The sequence below is a fragment of the Gammaproteobacteria bacterium genome (assembly GCA_029882975.1).
Classification (GTDB): domain Bacteria; phylum Pseudomonadota; class Gammaproteobacteria; order SZUA-152; family SZUA-152; genus JAJDNG01.
Genome location: JAOUJW010000038.1, coordinates 11890 through 28714, shown reverse-complemented (window position 1 = coordinate 28714; position 16825 = coordinate 11890). Strand labels below are relative to the sequence as shown.

Below are 16825 nucleotides of genomic sequence, written 5' to 3'. Positions count from 1 at the left end.
GCGGGCATGATCCGATTCAAAGTAAAAACTAGAAACGCCATCCCATGCTAAACTCAGCGTTGGGTACTATACCGCTGATAAAACCCGTATCGATGGTTAACGCATCAACGCCATAGGTGCCCACCACCGTTTCCGGCATGGAAAAATACGACGCCCCCAAACCGAACATCATATTAAAAGAATCCCACATAGCCTGATAAGAAAATAGAGCCGTATACACACGCACACTAGTACTGGTGGAAAATTCCACCGGCACTCCGCTAACCGTACCCGGCCTGGTAATATCCACAGTGCCGTAACCGGCCGACAAACTGCCTACCCATCCGCCTTCCAATGCATTTTTCAAATAATAGTTAACGCGAACACCCCACATGCTACTGTCTATGGTTGTATCCGAATACTCAAAATCAAAACGGTTATACATGGGTCCCAACGCCCAATTCTGATTGACGGCATAATCCAGTTCCACGTTATAAATACCAAATAAATCGCTCAAGGGTGAGGTACGTACATTCCAGTCACCGGACTGTGCAGATACCGTCGCCGGCGTGAGAAGGGGATAGTTAGCCACTGAGTAAATGCGATGGTTTCCTGCCCCTTTTTTGTTTAGTAAAACTACTATTCTAGTACTTAAGTCTTAGTTATTTTCCAATAGTTTCGGAATTCGAGTCAATTGTTGACACGCTCGGTAACTTGAAAATAGTTGAGCGCTTGATTGGGCCGGAAAACGCGTTTATTCTTTCAGTGAAAATGAGTAATTCAGATTTATACTTTTTCACTGGATTCACTTAACCATTGTTAACAGGAATAGGCCTTTCCCCCGGCTTCCGATGCAGACATGGGTTTACCAAGAAACTGGGAACAGTGCACAGTTTCTAACGAATTCCTTCGCCTTGCAAAAGTATGTGCCGCGATGAGCCGATACAGATATCAACACAAACATCGGACTTTGCAAATGAGACACATTCCACTGTTTTTCTTTCTTTTTTTCTGTACCAGCGTCAATGCGACGAGTTGGGATGAACCCTGGCAAGAAGAGGTCATTGCCCGCTCACAGACACTGGCCCTGTATAAGGTACAAAAAAGCGGTGAACAGTTGCAGCTTCGCCTGATAAAACATCTGATTGGTACTAAAACTCAGGAAACCATTGAAATCAGCGGGTACGATACGGGTTATAGCAGCATCAGCGGTGATCATGCCCATGCAAAATTTCCGCATATCCAGGGCCGTCAATATTATATGTATCTGCGCCAGGATAAGGGACAATTTTTTCTATCCAGCCCCACTGCGGGAAGCGATTTTCTCCGGGACAACGGCGAAGTCGCCGGTACTTTCCGAATCAGCATGCATCAGACCAGCCTGAAGGCCCGCACATATGAGCGCGCCCAAATCTGCTTATTCAAGGCGCTGCATGAAGGGGTATGTCCGGATGGGGAGATCAAATCCCTGATTCTGGAACCACTGACCCACGCGCCTGCACCGCTGGGACAAAGCAACACCCCGGAGCAATTCAGAATGTTTTTTCGCCAGCATATAGCTCTGGAGTCCGCGTATATTTTGCGATATTCCCTATCCATGAAGGTATTGGAGCCGTTCTTATCGGCAAAGGCATTTCATACCCAGGTTAGTGCAGTCAGAGCGTTGTCTGTTAGCAAAACGCAGAATCGTGACCTGAAGTTGTGCGACATTATCGAGTCAGGACAAGGCGATGGCATGGCCCGGGTAATGGCCGTCATGATGCTGGCGACACAGAAGACGGACCGCGCCACCGCCAGGCTCCGTGAATACGAACCTAAGGCCCCTGAGAAAGAGACCCACCTGGGCATCGGCATCATGGACCCTCGTATCGGAACATTCTTTCCTAGATCGGTTCGGGACGCCATCAAATGGTATTTGACCCCTGTGTCGAAACGCTAGGTTAAAAAAGTGTCCGATTTAATTTAGGCCGGTTGTAATATTCCGAACAAAGTACCGCCAGGATCAACACAATAGGCAAAGGTACCAACGCCCGGTATTTCCATCGGTTCAGTTACTTTGTTACCGCCGTTGCTGGTCACTGTGGCAAATGTCTCGTCAAGAGAACTTACTTCAATCGTGTTTACAACCGGTTGCTGAACATTGTTACGGCCCATAATAGCGCCATTAATGCCTTTGTCAGCATCATTTCCGGTGGATACGAGCCAATAATCTACCGGCCCCTCCCATTTGCTGATTTGCCATCCAAATACCTGGCTATAAAAACCGGCTAGTTTTTCCGGATCTTCAGCAGTAAGTTCAAAATGTGTTGGTCTATTCATGCATCCTCCCAGTCGTTATTTATTGTGTTTGCATACTTTTATTGTTACTCGGTATCATTATGGTAAATTCGGAAAACTCAACCCCGGCGGTAAAGGATGGCCCACCCCATAACGCTCACCTTGCTCTACATAGCGGCGCAACCGGGTGGCTAAAAGATCCTTCCAGCCAAATTGGTACATCTCTCGAACTTGTTGATCAACGTCGCCAATGATGTGGTGAGAAAATTTAATTGTTGTGGCACCGTCCGCTTCCTCCAATTCAAACCGAGCAACACTCATAACCGCTCCATCCAGTCCAAAACGACCACTAAGCTCGAGCAAGGTATTCCGTTGAAAGCTGATAACACGTGCACATTCAGCCCCTTCTACGCCATTTTCATCACCCCACACTTCTTTCATAACACCGCCGACGCGAGGCTCTAAAACTATATTAGTGGCGTGAGGGTTCCTCAGATAAGGCAGTCCCCACCAAGCCCCCATATCATTTACCAATGCTTTGAATACTTTCTCTGCTTTAGCATGGATAAGCACATCCTGTGCGATACGAATTGAGTCTACTTTTTTGTTTGATGAATCCGACATTTCTTGCTTTCGCTCCACTAGATGTTTAACTCGAAGTAAATTTTCGGCCCACAATGCCTCATAAGGCTTCATCCAACGATCATAGATCTGCTGTAAAGGTATGGCGTTGAGATAATTCCAGCGCTGCCGCCCTTGTCGACGAATAGAAATTAATCGCGATTCTTGCAACACTTTTAAGTGCTTCATGACCGCAAACCGACTCATCTCAGCTTCCAAAATCTCACTAAGTTCACCGGTGGTGCGCGGTTTATCTCGCAATAAATCCAAAATCTGACGCCGTGTCGAGTCGTTTAGCGCTCTCCAGACGGCTTGGCTAGAGTCTCCCATATGTGACCTTATGGTCACATTAAGAGGTTTTAATGTCAAGCACTTGAATGACTACCCAAAGCTGAGATGATTTCTAGCTTTCACTATTATTAGTTAAATAAAACAACGAATTATCGATGACATGGAGAATCCGGGCGAAGTTTAAGACTAGCGCTAATTCCAAATGAGATTAAAAAAGCCTTTTTCCTCGAACTTTTTCCGAGGAATAAGTATCGACAAATGTCGAGTACCGTTGCCTTATAAAAGCTGATATTTTTTCCTGAATGTATTGTAAGGAATTTAGCCCATGCTGTTTTCGCGGTTTACCCTCCTGTTAGTTATTGTTTTTCTTGTCTCTGCCTGCGGCGGCGGAAATTCCTCTGATAATACCAGCGGTGAAATAACGACAGGTAATGCACTGCGCTATCTGATCGCCGTTAATTCTGCAGACAGCAGCATTTCCTCCTACGCAGTATCTGAAGATACCGGCCGACTGTATTATGTAGACCGGACAGAGACAGGCACATGGCCCGTTGATGTGGTGGTACACCCCAACCAGAGATTTGTTTATTCTGTGGATGGCGCCGGCGATTCCATTTCCCAGTTTTCGATCAGCGGTGAAGGTAAGTTGACTATGCTCGCACCTTCACCTGTTGACGTAATTGAAGCCCAGTCCGCCGTCATTGATACCCTCGGTAAAAACCTCTATGCCACAAACTGCAGTGTGGCCGGTGAAATTTATCAGTTCAGCATCAGCAGCGATGGTACCTTGGCGCCGCTGGGTGATACACCCATTATTTCAAGCGGTGGAAGCTGTCCGGACGACATCTTGATACACCCAAGTGGCAAGCGGGTTTATACCCTGCATCAAAGTAGTGGCGGTATCGCCTATTTTGATCGCGCTGCCGACGGTACACTGACGGCCACCGGACTGCCTGTCGACAGCGGTACAGCACCTGTTGCTCTGGTCATAACGTCATCCGGGAACTACGCCTTCTCTTTGGATTCCACCACGAGCCTGATCCATCGTTTTAGGATCAACACAGATTATAGCTTCACCGAGATCGGCACCTTTCAAGTAAACAATAGTGCTTCCGACCTAGAACTCAGCCACGATGACAGTGTGCTTTATGTCCTGGACCTGGGTGATGGGTACACCGCCTTGTACAGTGTTGGTACCGACGGCAGTTTAACTGCACACCCTGGTGGTGACTTTTCCCATGCAGGACGCTCACCGACCGCCCTCGCAATTTCCCGAGATAGACAACACGCTTTTCAGGCGTATTTCGACAGTAAAGACATCGGTATGCTGAATGTCAGTACCGACGGCAGTCTGTCTTCCCTGGATGTACAGCCAATACCGGCATTTAGCTCAGCGTTAGCCCTGGCATTAGTGTATGGCGGCACTGCTCCAAAATCTGTACCCCAATACCTCTACGCAGCGGAATCCAGCAGCAATTACCTGCATCAGTTTAATATTGCGGCTACCGGCGAACTGACGACGAAAACCCCCGCGACCGTCACCTCTGCCAACACGCCCTGGGACATTGTTGCGGATCCAGCTGGCAGGTTTCTTTATGCTGCTAACTGGATGACAAACAACATAGCCCAGTTTACCCTGGAAGATACGGGCCTGCTCTCTCCTATGCTCCCGGCTACGGTCATCCCTGAGGGCACCAACACCCTGGGTATCGCCATCGGTCCTCTTGGTCGGTATGTTTACGCGCTCAGTATGGGTGACGCCGGCGGCGGCACCATTACACCCTACAAAGTAAACGTTACAGGCTCTCTCACCAACCTGAATGCACCGGTCACCACAGGTGTTGGAGCCAATAATATTACCGTTCACCCGTCCGGCAGTCATGTCTATATCACCCACACTACGGACCCCAATGTCTACCAGTACGAAGTTTTCGTTAACGGCACCTTGGCTTCGGCAGCCAACCCCGTGTCCATAGGTAGCGGACAACAGGACATAAAAATTCATCCATCGGGAAACTATGCCTATGTGATAGCTGCAAACACAATCTATCAGTTCAATGTTATTGATGGGATTTTGCAGGCAACCGGGATGACATCCACAGCAACAGGGTTAACGCCTTACTCCATCGCAATCCACCCAAACGGTAATCATGTGTATGTAGCTAATAATCTAAGCGGCACCATTTCTCAGTATCATGTCAACGATAACGGCTCGCTTACGGTAATGAACCCCGCCGGCGTAGACGCCGGAGGCAACAACATCAGCGTTACTCACATCAGCATTGATGATAGTGGTCGATTCGTATATGTCTCGGTACAAAATCTCGATACCATTCTGCAGTATGAGGTTCGAGCCGATGGCACTCTGAGCCCCCTAGCCACAGCTACCACACCTGCGGCGCCCGCTGCCAAGGGTATTGCCATCGTCAATCGGTGGCAATAAACCAAGACGACTACCGTGTTTTCTAATTTCAGATCAGATCATCAACTATCCCAACCTTTTCAATGCTGAACACGCGACTCACATTTTCTGAACCAAAAGGAAATTGGTGCACTTTCGGGTTTTATTAATGCCACTAAAGAATTCAGGCACTTTTCCGATATGTTTGTAAGATCCAATACCAATATCAAACTGGCGAGTGACCATGGATAACATATATGCCTCTCCGAAAAGCAGCCTGATCGATACCCGTTTAGACGCTGACGCCATCAAGCGCAAAAAAAAGTATGTAGTTATGCCCAAAGATGTGATTTTGCCAAATCGCTGTTTCAAGTGTAACGAAGAAACATCTAAGCGAAAAAAGTTACGACTCAGTTACGTTAATCCTTGGATCTATTTGTCACTGTTTATCAACCTTTTGATAACACTTATCCTGGTAGTGATCTTTCAGAAAAAATTTACTATTGATCTACCACTGTGCGAACTGCATCTACGCAAACGTAAGCAATTTCTTATTGTGCAATGGTCAGCCCTGCTGGGTACTTTATCACTATTAGGTCTGGGGATCGTTTTTGACGAACCGATCGCGCTGTCGGTATCAATGCTGATTTTTCTGGTTGTAATCCTGATGGCGATATTTAGTCGACTTGCATACATTGCCAAACACAAAGACGATCTATTGTGGATTAAGGGTGCCGGCAAACCTTTTATTGAGTCTCTTAAGGAATACAATCCATCTTAGATGTTTTGAAGATACCCCATAGCAAGACTATTTCACCGGTTGAAGCCTATATTTGGCAAAATTCCTAATTGGGTTATGACCCCATTTCTGGGAAACCCACAGTTACGGCCTACAAAAAAGGAAGCAGCTGTTAATACTGCTTCCACTATTTTTGCCCAATGATCGTTGTTGCGCGATTGCCACAGGTATCGCACTAACCGTTATCCATTTTTGCCGTAGTGATGTCCGAACGGGCCGGGCAATGTTTTGTTGATAGTTTCTTTTTGCTGATCGGTCAGCGTCTCATACAGCGCTTTGCGTGACTCAAACACGGTTTTCATGTTGGCGAAATGCTGTTCCATTTGAGCAAAATGTGATTCAACCTCGCCATTTTCACTGCCCCATTGAGGGTGATTATCGAACATAGATTTTACCGCTTGTTCAAACTGATTCCATGCAGGCTGTTGTTCCTCGGATAGTTTCAGTGAGTCCTTAAGAGTGCCAAGAGCCTCGTCCGTATTTGCTCCAAAGTGCATTTGCCCCGGATGCATTGCTCCGCCGTGCATTTGCCCAAAGTTCATACCCATATGGCCCGGTCCATGATCATAATCGCCGCCACCTTGCGTACCACGCATACCGGCACCGCCATGGCCCAGCACGGGAATAGCCACCGCAATTGTCAAACCCAGTGCTGTTGCGCCAACCATTTTCGTCATAATGCTCATCTTATTAACTCCTCTGCTTGTGTGGACTAAACTTATTTCATACTCTGATTAAAATGTAGTTGGCTTAGGTAACAATTCGATGTCAAGAACCGCCGCTTTGGTAACAAAACATGTCAGAACCGCGATCTGTTACATTGAGTTACAAAGTTTTTTGATTGGATGGGGTGTTTTATTGTAAAAGGAAACCATGGAAAATATATTGATAGTTGACGATGACGCAGAACTACGGGAATTACTGCAAACCTATCTGGAGCGTAACGGTTACCGAACAACAACGGCAGCAGACGGTCGTGGCATGTGGGCGGCGTTAGATCGACATCAGGTGGACTTAATCGTGCTGGATCTAATGCTGCCCGGTGATGACGGTTTGACCTTATGCAGGAATTTACGGGCACATACCACCCTTTCCAGCACACCCGTCATTATGCTCACTGCCCGGGGCGAAGACATGGATCGAATTTTAGGCTTGGAAATGGGGGCCGATGACTATGTACCCAAACCATTCAATCCGAGAGAATTGTTAGCACGGATCAAATCCGTTTTGCGCCGAACCCAGGGAGTTCCGTTGAGTTCAGAAGCGACTCAAACCAAGTTTTATGTATTCAATGAATGGGGTTTGGATGTGGTTGGCAGACAACTTGTTTCACCACAAAGAGTTATCATCGCTTTGACGGATGGGGAGTTCCGCTTACTAAGGGTGTTTCTGGAACATCCCAATCGGGTGTTAAGCCGGGATCAATTACTGGATTTAACTCGAGGTCGTGAAACCATACCCTTTGATCGCAGTATCGACGTACAGGTTGGGCGAGTTCGTAAACGCCTCAACGATACCGGGCCGGAACCGTCCATTATAAAAACCGTACGCGGTGAAGGCTATGTCTTGTCAACAAAAGTGGAACGCAAAACCGAGCTGCCCAAGTCGTGATTATGCAAAAGCTCACATCGCCAAAACACACTAGGTTCCCGCATAGCTTGTTTGGACGCCTGGTGTTGGTACTGCTGGTCGGTCTATTGGTGGCACAATCACTCGGTGCATATATATTGTTACGTGACCGGGCTGCCAGCCTTTACGAAGCCGGTGGCTGGTACACAACCCAACGGTTTGTCGGTATCGTTGAATTGATGGATAGCCTGCCGTCAACCCAACGCCGACTTATTGTTCAAAGCCTGAACTCACCAACCTTGCGTGTTTTTCTGGTTCAGGAACCGAGCCTTGGCGAAATCCGGGCAGATATACAGTCCGCTCACACCGGCCACATGATGGCACTATTGACACGCCAACTGGGTTCCCGGCCGGTCAATGTATCCATTGTGGCTGCAGAAGAACTCCCACCCATGCCGGGCATGATGGGTATGCGTCACGACCACGACAAATCTGTGCACCGGCAAATGATGGGTTTTGAAGCAACCGTGTATAAAATGGAAGCACAGCTCAGCGATGGGACCTGGGTAGGTATGTTGCAAGGACTGCCCGAAGATCATTTTCTTATACCCGGCAAATTGATCTCGACACTTTTGGTTCTTCTGCTTTCTGTAGTGGGTTTGTCGTTGTGGGCGGTGCGCTGGGTTACGCGACCATTGGCGTCATTGGGACAGGCTGCAGAAGCATTAGGCCGGGATATCAACCGGCCACCGCTGAATGAGGACCAGGGTGCGAAAGAAGTTCAACATGCGGCAAAGGCTTTTAATACAATGCAAAAGCGAATCACCAACTATGTCCGTGAACGTGAGCGTTTCTTTGCCGCAATTTCCCATGATCTGAAAACGCCTATTACCCGGTTACGATTGCGTGCGGAACTGTTGGAAGACGAATCCACGCGCGAAAATATTTTGCATGACATAAATGATATGGAAATCATGACAGCCGCGACTTTGGAATTTCTACGCGGAGAGCAACAACACGAAACGCCCCAAGCAATGGACATCATGGCTTTGCTGGAAACCTTACAGGATGACCGCCAAGCCATGGGGCAAAATGTCGAAGTAAGCGGAGAATCGAAACCTTATGCGGCACAACCCATGGCTTTGCGTCGGTGTTTGGAGAACCTTATGGACAACGCCATCAAGTATGGCGATTGGGCAAAGGTCTCAGTGACAGATACCGAGCAACAACTTACCATCCGCATTATAGACCACGGACCTGGTATAGCGGAGCAACAGCTCAATGAGGTATTTAAACCCTTTCATCGCCTCGAATCCTCTCGCAGCCGGGAGACAGGCGGGGTTGGGTTAGGTTTGACAATCGCTAGAGGTATCGCACAGGCCCATGGTGGTGATCTTACATTACGCAATCACAGCGAAGGCGGATTGGAAGCCACATTGGTTCTGCCGCGCTAGTACGTCATTAGATCGCGTCACAAGCTTGCCGTATTCCTTATCGTCTTACCTATATAGATAAATGTCGACTTTACATAGTCATTTGCAATGACATAAAAATGCAAGATTTTGTGAGCTTTGCTGTCGCAGAGCAGCCACCCATCTAATAAAACGTGTCAATAACGGTACTGGATCACTGACTGACCACTTTAAATGTATCCGGAAGAGCGGTTATCAACTTGTATACTTTTCAGCGACTATTGGAGTTCTACACGTCAACATTACAATCACCAGTAGTAAAAAATAATTATAAAAATTACATTTGGCTCGCTGCTCGTGGATTAGGCGTGATGTTGTTTGAGCATCCGGGTTAGCTCTTAAATGCTCCCAATATTATCAAAAAGCTGCGTGCTAACCCTGATTTTGTTCCGGTTTTTTGACTATTGAAGCATTAAATGAACTGTAGTAATCTTTTTTACCTGGGACGAATTATCAAATGGGTCACAGTGGCTCTACCAAATTACCATGCAGGAGATGGATAGCCATGAGTAAGCGTTTCCTTAGATGGGCTGAAACCTGGATTGAGGAAAACATCCCTCCAGGCGCCAATACCGATATCGAGAGCCACCAAGCGCGGGCAAAAAGGCTGATGGAGAAAATGTTCGCTGAAGCAGCCGCGGTCAACTTCTCTAGCTTTGAGATCAAAGAGGAGCGTGAGAGCATTGCACCTAAGATTCTAGCCGCCGTCTCGGACAGCACTGAATTCGACTACGATACCTATACACTCAAGTATCTTTTGGCGCAGGAGAATGAAGACGGGGACTAAGCGCCGCCGCGCATTCAGAACCCGGGAACAGTTTGGGTTCATTCCGCTGATGGTTTCTCTTCCCAGGAAAATTCGACATATCCTGCTCTATCGTGTTTTAAACACCCTAGCTCCCACAGCTTTCGCTAATATTAGGAACAATTGAAATCTTAAACTCCTCCGCTTCTACCATATTATATGTCACGTGTATGGTGCACAAATCACACATCTGCGGACTCTGCACGCTGTTTTAGACAATTAGAAAACTCATCGAATGTTGGCTGCAAATCCGGTATGGAACGAGTTATTAAAGGAGCCAATAAACCAGTAAAGGTTTCAGTCATAGAAAAAATGGTGGCATTGTTATCGTCCCGTGCAATCGTATATGTACGTTTCCCCGTGAATAGGCCCAATGGTATTCCTCCGCTCCAGACCATCGATTCATTTGGAATAAAATCGGAAACCGTGAGCGAGAACGCTCTTTCGGGAATTGCCTTTGCGCGAACGGTCACTTTACTTCCGTTTGAAACTGACCCTTCAATATTTTCGATGGTAGTATTCCAATGACTCCACTCAGTAATATTAGTAAGAATACCCCAAACCTTTTCTGTTGGTGCGGTAATTTTTATTGTTGTACTAAAAGATTTCATTTACTCCCTCCTTAATCTATTGCTGCATAATTAGGTAGACCGAAGGCAACAAAAACCACGCAGCTGTTTTGGCGTCCGAATTGGGACGCCTTTTTATCTTATTTTTGTTAATTTATCTGACTCCGTGAAGGTAAACTCATTATTGATTATACCTTCCTTGTCTAATGTAAACTTATTTATTCCTTTTCTTCCCGTAGACTTCATGAGTGACTGAAATTCCAATACGTTCCCGTCCCATTTAATGCCTGAAATTAAAAACTCTTCATTGTCATAAAAGTCTTTTGCTCTAATGATTGGTTGTTCAGCTGTACCACTAATTTCATACTCCGATCGACAGTCATCTGAATCATCCCACGGTGGATTATATCTCCATGTTCCTATGAAATGGATAAAATTGTCTTGGGTCATGTATATTGGTCAATTTTGTATGATGTATTCTAAGGTCGTTGCAATTGTTGCAATTATTCATTTGACGATCAAGTTAAGAATGTAGAAGTACATATTCAACATCTCTAATTTTATTTCATTTGTTTGAGAGGGAAATTTTTATTTCTAACGGAATAAGTAAGCCAGAGAATGGCGTGGTTAACTATTCTTATATAAAACAATCTACTACGAAAATGGGTATTTTGCCTCCCCCAAAAGTCGCACATTGATCGGAAAACCCTGTAAGAAGCAGGAAACCCACCCACAAAAAAACGCGAGTAAAAACTTACGTCTTTTTCGATACTAGGGAACCTCTGATTAATTCCTTGATGAGCAGAGATGGGGAATAAATTGGTAAGTGCGAGGCGAAAAACGCAGGGAATATCGGGAATATTTCCAAGTTTTTCAACGAAGCATATTACAGATGCAACTCATCGAAAAACCGCTTTACCCCATCCAGCCAAGAACTTTCTTTGGGCCGGTGCTTATCCCCTTCCAGGGTTTTAGCAAACTCCTTTAACAGATCTTTTTGTTTGGAACTGAGTTTTACCGGTGTTTCCACCACCACCCGACAGAGCAGGTCGCCAACCATGCTGCCGCGTACGGACTTAACACCTTTGCCGCGGAGACGAAACATTTTACCGGTTTGGGTTTCGGCGGGAATTTTAAGTTTAACGCGTCCTTCCAATGTGGGGACCTCCAGTTCGCCGCCTAGGGATGCGGTAACAAAACTGATGGGGACGTCGCAAAACAGGTTGTTTTCTTCCCGAGTGAATATGGGGTGTTCTTTGACTTCCACTTGTACGTACAAGTCGCCTGGAGGCGCGCCTTTCTCCCCCGCTTCACCCTCCCCGCTAAGACGAATGCGGTCACCGGTATCGACACCGGCGGGAACTTTGACGGACAGGGTTTTGTTTTCCTGGACTCGGCCTTGACCGTGACAGCTGGGGCAAGGATCACTGATAAACTGACCCATACCGCCGCATTTGGGGCAGGTTTGCTGCAGGGAGAAAAAGCCCTGCTGCATACGCACCTGACCGATGCCGTTACAAGTGGTGCAAGTGGTGGGTTTGGTGCCTTTCTTCGCGCCGGTGCCGCTACAGGGTTTACACGGAACAGCGGTGGGTACGCGAATTTTTACGCTGGTGCCTTTAACGGCTTCTTCCAGGCTCAATTCCAAATTGTAGCGTAGATCGGAGCCGCGGCGAGCGCGGCCGCCACCGCCTCCACCACCACCAAATATATCGCCAAACACGTCACCAAAAATATCGCTGAAACTGGCGCCTCGCGCTCCGGCACCACCCATGCTGGGGTCGACCCCGGCGTGTCCAAACTGATCGTAGGCGGCACGTTTTTGTGCATCGGACAACACATCATAGGCTTCCTTACCCTCTTTAAACTGCTCTTCAGCATCCTTGTTGTCCGGGTTGCGGTCCGGATGCAGTTTCATAGCCATACGTTTAAACGCCTTTTTGATTTCCGCTTCGCTGGCGTTCTTAGCTACTCCGAGAATTTCATAATAATCGCGTTTAGACATGGCTTAAAAATTCTTGTGAATTAAACACACCGAAGGGAGACCGGTTATTCTCGGTCTCCCTCCCACTTTTATAACTTTATGCGTTATTTGTCGTCTTTAACTTCTTCAAATTCCGCATCCACTACATCATCTGCAGCAGCGGCTTCATCGCCGCCCGGAGCACCCTGTTTCGGTTGTTCACCGCCTTTCTGGGCTTTGGAATAGGCTCTTTCCGCAACTTTGCCGGAAGCTTCCACCAGCACTTTGGTTTTCTCTTCAATGGCTGCCAGATCGTCGCCTTTTTTCACTTCTTCCAGATCTTTCACTGCCGCTTCAATAGCGGTTTTCTCATCCGGTTTCACCTCATCGCCCAAATCCTCCATGGATTTCTTGGTGGCGTGAATCAATTGATCCGCCTGGTTGCGTGCGGTGACCAGTTCGTGGAACTTCTTATCTTCCGCCGCGTGAACTTCGGCATCTTGTACCATGCGGTTGATTTCTTCATCCGACAAGCCGCTGGACGCTTTGATGACAATGGATTGCTCACGGTTAGTGGCCTTATCCTTCGCGGATACGTGCAAGATACCGTTGGCATCAATGTCGAAGGTCACTTCGATTTGAGGAATGCCGCGCGGTGCCGGTGGAATATCCGCCAGATCAAATCGACCCAGGGATTTATTCGCCGATGCCATTTCGCGCTCGCCCTGTAATACGTGTACGGTTACCGCGGTCTGATTGTCGTCCGCAGTGGAAAACACCTGGTTAGCCTTGGTAGGAATCGTGGTGTTCTTGTCGATCAATTTGGTCATGACACCACCCATGGTCTCAATACCCAGAGACAAGGGGGTAACATCCAATAACAAGACATCTTTCACTTCACCGCCCAACACACCGCCTTGGATGGCAGCACCGACCGCTACCGCTTCGTCGGGATTTACGTCTTTGCGGGGTTCTTTGCCGAAGAAGCCTTTGACCGCTTCTTGTACTTTGGGCATACGGGTCTGACCGCCCACCAGAATGACGTCGCTGATTTCCGAGGCGCTTAAACCGGCATCGTTTAGAGCTGTTCTGCACGGATCCAATGACCGCGCGATCAAATCGTCAACCAGCGACTCCAATTTGGCACGGGTCAGTTTCAGATTTAAATGTTTGGGGCCGGAGGCATCCGCTGTAATATAGGGTAAATTCACGTCGGTTTGCTGAGTGCTGGACAACTCGATTTTGGCTTTTTCAGCCGCTTCTTTTAAACGCTGCAAAGCCAGTGGGTCGTTGCGCAGGTTCATACCCTGGTCTTTTTTGAACTCGTCAACCAGATAATCAATCAAACGTTGGTCGAAATCTTCACCACCCAGGAAAGTGTCACCGTTGGTGGACAACACTTCAATCTGGTGTTCGCCGTCGATGTCGGCGATTTCGATGATAGAAATATCAAAAGTACCGCCACCTAAATCGTAAACGGCAATTTTGCGGTCGCCTTCGTTTTTATCCAGGCCGAACGCCAGGGCCGCGGCGGTGGGCTCGTTGATAATTCGCTTCACTTCCAAACCGGCGATTTTACCTGCGTCTTTGGTGGCCTGACGTTGCGAGTCGTTGAAATACGCAGGAACGGTAATAACCGCTTCGGTCACCGGCTCACCCAGGTAGTCTTCCGCCGTTTTTTTCATTTTCATGAGAACCCGGGCAGAGATTTCGGGGGCAGCCATTTTGACGCCGTTGGCTTCAACCCAAGCATCGCCGTTGTCGGCTTCGACAATTTTGTACGGAACCAAGTCAATATCCTTTTGAACTTCCGCATCTTTGAAGCGCCGACCTATAAGGCGTTTTACCGCATATAAGGTATTTTGAGGGTTAGTTACCGCCTGACGTTTCGCGGATGCACCTACGATTTCCTCATCGCTAGTGAACGCAACAACCGACGGGGTGGTACGATCACCTTCCGCATTCTCGATGACACGGGGCTTACCGCCTTCCATCACCGCTACGCAGGAATTCGTGGTACCCAAGTCGATTCCTATAATTTTTCCCATTGCACCTGGTCTCCGTTAAAAACTTATATTACTAAAGGTTTTGGTTCTGAGCTTAAAGTAAGGCCGGTTCAGGCTAATTCAAGCTTTTTCATCAATATTTGTACCATTTTTCGGATCCTGATCTTTAGAATCCTTGTCTTTGCCCTTGTCCTTGTCTTTTTTATCTTTTTTGGACTCCTTGGACATAGTTTTGGACACAACCACCATGGCGGGCCGGATCAAGCGCCCATTCAATAAATATCCCTTTTGCATCACAGCCAGCACCGTATTGGGCTTTTTGTCGCTTTCCTGCAGGGTCATGGCCTGATGAAATTCAGGGTTAAAAGATTCGTTTAAGGGGTCTACGGTCTCGATTCCGAATTTTGCCGTGACATCGGCAAACATTTTCAGCGTCAATTCCGTTCCTTCCCGGAGTTTTGCCACATCTGCACCTTCTTCCTTGCTTGCGGCCAGCCCCATCTCCAAACTGTCTTTTACCGGTATCAACTCCTGCACAAAACGTTCAATAGCAAAGTTTTTTGCCTTTTCGATGTCGTTTTGGGCACGGCGCCGAACATTCTCGTTCTCGGCTTTTTCCAACAGGAACTGATTCCAGTTCTCGTCGGCTTTTTTCTTCAGTTCCTCAATTTCGGCTTCCAGTTTAGCAACGGTTTCGTCTTTTGCTTCTGCTGCCGCACTTTCCTTGGATTCTTCCGAGGTCTCTACTTTGTCTTCTTGGCTGTCAGTGTCTTTTTCTTGTTTTTCTACTGCAGTATCATCATTGGCCATACCAATCTCCACCGATGTTTGTGCATGTGTAACCCGATTACCGGTCTACTCTACCGGCTCTCAAGTCAATTCTTTTTTAATTCAAAAAGTTATAAATTAAAAGGCTTCTAATTATAACAAGTCTAGGCTGATATAGGGACGTTTTTATCCCTTTCAAGCTTTTTAAACTGTTTAGGATGAAATCTTCAGCTAGCTGAGCATATTGCCGAGCAACTTGGCTGTGGCATCCACTAAGGGGATGACCCGGTCGTATTCCATGCGGGTTGGGCCAATAACGCCCAAAGCGCCGAGGACTTGATCTTTGTTGGCATAGGTTGCAGTAACCACGCTGCAGCCCTCCAAGGCATCAAGGCCCGATTCCTGCCCGATAAATATTTGCACTCCAGGGGCGTGCAGGGAAAGATCGAACAAATGCAGTATGGCTTGTTTTTCATTAAAAATGTCAAATAACTGCTTCAGACGTCCTACATCGGCCATATCCTCGTAACCCAGCAAATTGGCCTCGCCGGCCAAAACGTAATCCTTGGGTTTGGCATCGCTTTGAAACACCCGATTGGCGATTTCGATGGCCTGAATCATAATTCGGTCTGCATCATCTTTGGCATTTTGCATTTGCAGCAACAATTCGTGGCGTACCCGAGCAATGTCTTTACCTAAGAACTCTTGGTTAAGGCAATTGGCAATTCGCTGCAATTCCTCAGGTTTATAGTCCTTAGAGGTATTGAGGATGCGGTTCTCCACTTCGTTTTTGCCAAATACCAGGATGGCCAAAATTCGCTTTTCACCCAAGCGTAAAAATTCAATTTGCTGCAAAATGCTGCGTTCCTGATTGGGCAGCATGACCACACCGGCCATTTTGGTAATACCGGAAAGCAGTTGGGAGGTTGAGGATAATAAGGTTTTGGTATCCGCCTGCTCGGAAAAGCGCTCGCGCAGCTGCTGAATATCCTGCTCACTGGGCGGTCGAATTGTGAGCAGCTCATCAATAAACAGCCGATAGCCTCGAGCCGTGGGTACCCGCCCTGCCGACGTATGCGGCGAATGCACCAGCCCCAGCTTTTCCAGGTCAGCAATGACGTTGCGAATAGTCGCAGCACTCAGATCCAGATTGGATTCCCGCGCCAATGTGGTGGAACCCACCGGCTGACCCTGGCGGATGTAATGTTCGATGAGCTTCTTCAGTAAAAGCTGTTCTCTGTCACTTATATTTTCTGACACACCGTCTACCGAACAAAAATAAGATACAAATTGTTTACTTTCAAA

General features: G+C 47.4%; 14 protein-coding genes and 1 pseudogene. 6 read left to right on the top strand and 9 right to left on the bottom strand.

Annotated elements, in window-relative coordinates; genetic code table 11:
• Nucleotides 1-28: 28 nt before the first annotated feature.
• On the bottom strand, nucleotides 29-571 hold the full coding sequence (locus OEY58_20280) for a DUF3575 domain-containing protein (protein MDH5327799.1): 543 nt from the start codon (nucleotides 569-571) through the stop codon (nucleotides 29-31).
• Between the two features lie 384 nt (nucleotides 572-955).
• Between OEY58_20280 and OEY58_20275 the strand changes: the two genes are divergently transcribed.
• On the top strand, nucleotides 956-1918 hold the full coding sequence (locus OEY58_20275) for a hypothetical protein (protein MDH5327798.1): 963 nt from the start codon (nucleotides 956-958) through the stop codon (nucleotides 1916-1918).
• Nucleotides 1919-1941: 23 nt separating this feature from the next.
• Here the strand turns inward: OEY58_20275 and OEY58_20270 are convergent, their stop codons facing one another.
• Together OEY58_20270 and OEY58_20265 are read right to left on the bottom strand one after the other, a co-directional pair.
• Nucleotides 1942-2298, bottom strand: a complete 357-nt coding sequence (locus tag OEY58_20270; GenBank protein MDH5327797.1) for a VOC family protein — start codon at nucleotides 2296-2298, stop codon at nucleotides 1942-1944.
• Between the two features lie 57 nt (nucleotides 2299-2355).
• Nucleotides 2356-3207 carry a helix-turn-helix domain-containing protein gene (locus OEY58_20265; GenBank protein ID MDH5327796.1) on the bottom strand — a complete coding sequence of 284 codons (852 nt, stop codon included), beginning with the start codon at nucleotides 3205-3207 and terminating at the stop codon, nucleotides 2356-2358.
• Nucleotides 3208-3493: 286 nt separating this feature from the next.
• On the opposite strand from OEY58_20265, the gene OEY58_20260 reads away from it, so the two are divergent.
• On the top strand, nucleotides 3494-5611 hold the full coding sequence (locus OEY58_20260; protein MDH5327795.1) for a beta-propeller fold lactonase family protein: 2118 nt from the start codon (nucleotides 3494-3496) through the stop codon (nucleotides 5609-5611).
• Between the two features lie 202 nt (nucleotides 5612-5813).
• Complete coding sequence (locus OEY58_20255; protein ID MDH5327794.1) at nucleotides 5814-6350, top strand: hypothetical protein; 537 nt, start codon at nucleotides 5814-5816, stop codon at nucleotides 6348-6350.
• Between the two features lie 200 nt (nucleotides 6351-6550).
• On the opposite strand, the gene OEY58_20250 is transcribed toward OEY58_20255, so the two are convergent.
• Nucleotides 6551-7054 (bottom strand): Spy/CpxP family protein refolding chaperone, encoded by a 504-nt coding sequence (locus OEY58_20250; protein MDH5327793.1) that lies wholly within the window; start codon nucleotides 7052-7054, stop codon nucleotides 6551-6553.
• A 187-nt stretch (nucleotides 7055-7241) separates the two neighbouring features.
• Between OEY58_20250 and OEY58_20245 the strand changes: the two genes are divergently transcribed.
• The 3 genes from OEY58_20245 to OEY58_20235 all read left to right on the top strand — a co-directional run bounded on the left by OEY58_20245 (nucleotide 7242) and on the right by OEY58_20235 (nucleotide 10196).
• Nucleotides 7242-7979 carry a response regulator gene (locus tag OEY58_20245; protein ID MDH5327792.1) on the top strand — a complete coding sequence of 246 codons (738 nt, stop codon included), beginning with the start codon at nucleotides 7242-7244 and terminating at the stop codon, nucleotides 7977-7979.
• A 2-nt stretch (nucleotides 7980-7981) separates the two neighbouring features.
• Complete coding sequence (locus tag OEY58_20240; protein MDH5327791.1) at nucleotides 7982-9391, top strand: ATP-binding protein; 1410 nt, start codon at nucleotides 7982-7984, stop codon at nucleotides 9389-9391.
• A gap of 523 nt (nucleotides 9392-9914) precedes the next feature.
• A complete protein-coding gene (locus tag OEY58_20235; GenBank protein ID MDH5327790.1) occupies nucleotides 9915-10196 on the top strand; it encodes a DUF768 domain-containing protein in 282 nt (93 codons plus the stop codon).
• Nucleotides 10197-10396: 200 nt separating this feature from the next.
• Here OEY58_20235 and OEY58_20230 read toward each other — a convergent pair whose 3' ends face one another.
• The 5 genes and pseudogenes from OEY58_20230 to hrcA form a co-directional block, all read right to left on the bottom strand.
• Complete coding sequence (locus OEY58_20230) at nucleotides 10397-10825, bottom strand: SRPBCC domain-containing protein (protein ID MDH5327789.1); 429 nt, start codon at nucleotides 10823-10825, stop codon at nucleotides 10397-10399.
• A gap of 844 nt (nucleotides 10826-11669) precedes the next feature.
• Nucleotides 11670-12788: a molecular chaperone DnaJ gene (dnaJ, locus tag OEY58_20225; GenBank protein MDH5327788.1), complete on the bottom strand. Its 1119-nt coding sequence runs from the start codon at nucleotides 12786-12788 to the stop codon at nucleotides 11670-11672.
• 83 nt (nucleotides 12789-12871) lie between these two features.
• Nucleotides 12872-14794 carry a molecular chaperone DnaK gene (gene dnaK / locus OEY58_20220; protein MDH5327787.1) on the bottom strand — a complete coding sequence of 641 codons (1923 nt, stop codon included), beginning with the start codon at nucleotides 14792-14794 and terminating at the stop codon, nucleotides 12872-12874.
• 189 nt (nucleotides 14795-14983) lie between these two features.
• A pseudogene (gene grpE / locus OEY58_20215) lies at nucleotides 14984-15562 on the bottom strand (nucleotide exchange factor GrpE).
• A gap of 189 nt (nucleotides 15563-15751) precedes the next feature.
• Nucleotides 15752-16780, bottom strand: a complete 1029-nt coding sequence (gene hrcA, locus OEY58_20210) for a heat-inducible transcriptional repressor HrcA (protein MDH5327786.1) — start codon at nucleotides 16778-16780, stop codon at nucleotides 15752-15754.
• Nucleotides 16781-16825: the final 45 nt, after the last annotated feature.

Excerpts from the sequence above, each read along its gene's own strand:
- OEY58_20260 (MDH5327795.1), top strand. The coding sequence starts at position 3,494 with ATGCTGTTTTCGCGGTTTACCCTCCTGTTAGTTATTGTTTTTCTTGTC.
- OEY58_20235 (MDH5327790.1), top strand. The coding sequence starts at position 9,915 with ATGAGTAAGCGTTTCCTTAGATGGGCTGAAACCTGGATTGAGGAAAAC.
- OEY58_20245 (MDH5327792.1), top strand. The coding sequence starts at position 7,242 with ATGGAAAATATATTGATAGTTGACGATGACGCAGAACTACGGGAATTA.
- OEY58_20275 (MDH5327798.1), top strand. The coding sequence starts at position 956 with ATGAGACACATTCCACTGTTTTTCTTTCTTTTTTTCTGTACCAGCGTC.
- OEY58_20240 (MDH5327791.1), top strand. The coding sequence starts at position 7,982 with ATGCAAAAGCTCACATCGCCAAAACACACTAGGTTCCCGCATAGCTTG.
- OEY58_20270 (MDH5327797.1), bottom strand. The coding sequence starts at position 2,298 with ATGAATAGACCAACACATTTTGAACTTACTGCTGAAGATCCGGAAAAA.
- dnaK (MDH5327787.1), bottom strand. The coding sequence starts at position 14,794 with ATGGGAAAAATTATAGGAATCGACTTGGGTACCACGAATTCCTGCGTA.
- OEY58_20230 (MDH5327789.1), bottom strand. The coding sequence starts at position 10,825 with ATGAAATCTTTTAGTACAACAATAAAAATTACCGCACCAACAGAAAAG.
- OEY58_20255 (MDH5327794.1), top strand. The coding sequence starts at position 5,814 with ATGGATAACATATATGCCTCTCCGAAAAGCAGCCTGATCGATACCCGT.
- dnaJ (MDH5327788.1), bottom strand. The coding sequence starts at position 12,788 with ATGTCTAAACGCGATTATTATGAAATTCTCGGAGTAGCTAAGAACGCC.
- OEY58_20265 (MDH5327796.1), bottom strand. The coding sequence starts at position 3,207 with ATGGGAGACTCTAGCCAAGCCGTCTGGAGAGCGCTAAACGACTCGACA.
- OEY58_20250 (MDH5327793.1), bottom strand. The coding sequence starts at position 7,054 with ATGAGCATTATGACGAAAATGGTTGGCGCAACAGCACTGGGTTTGACA.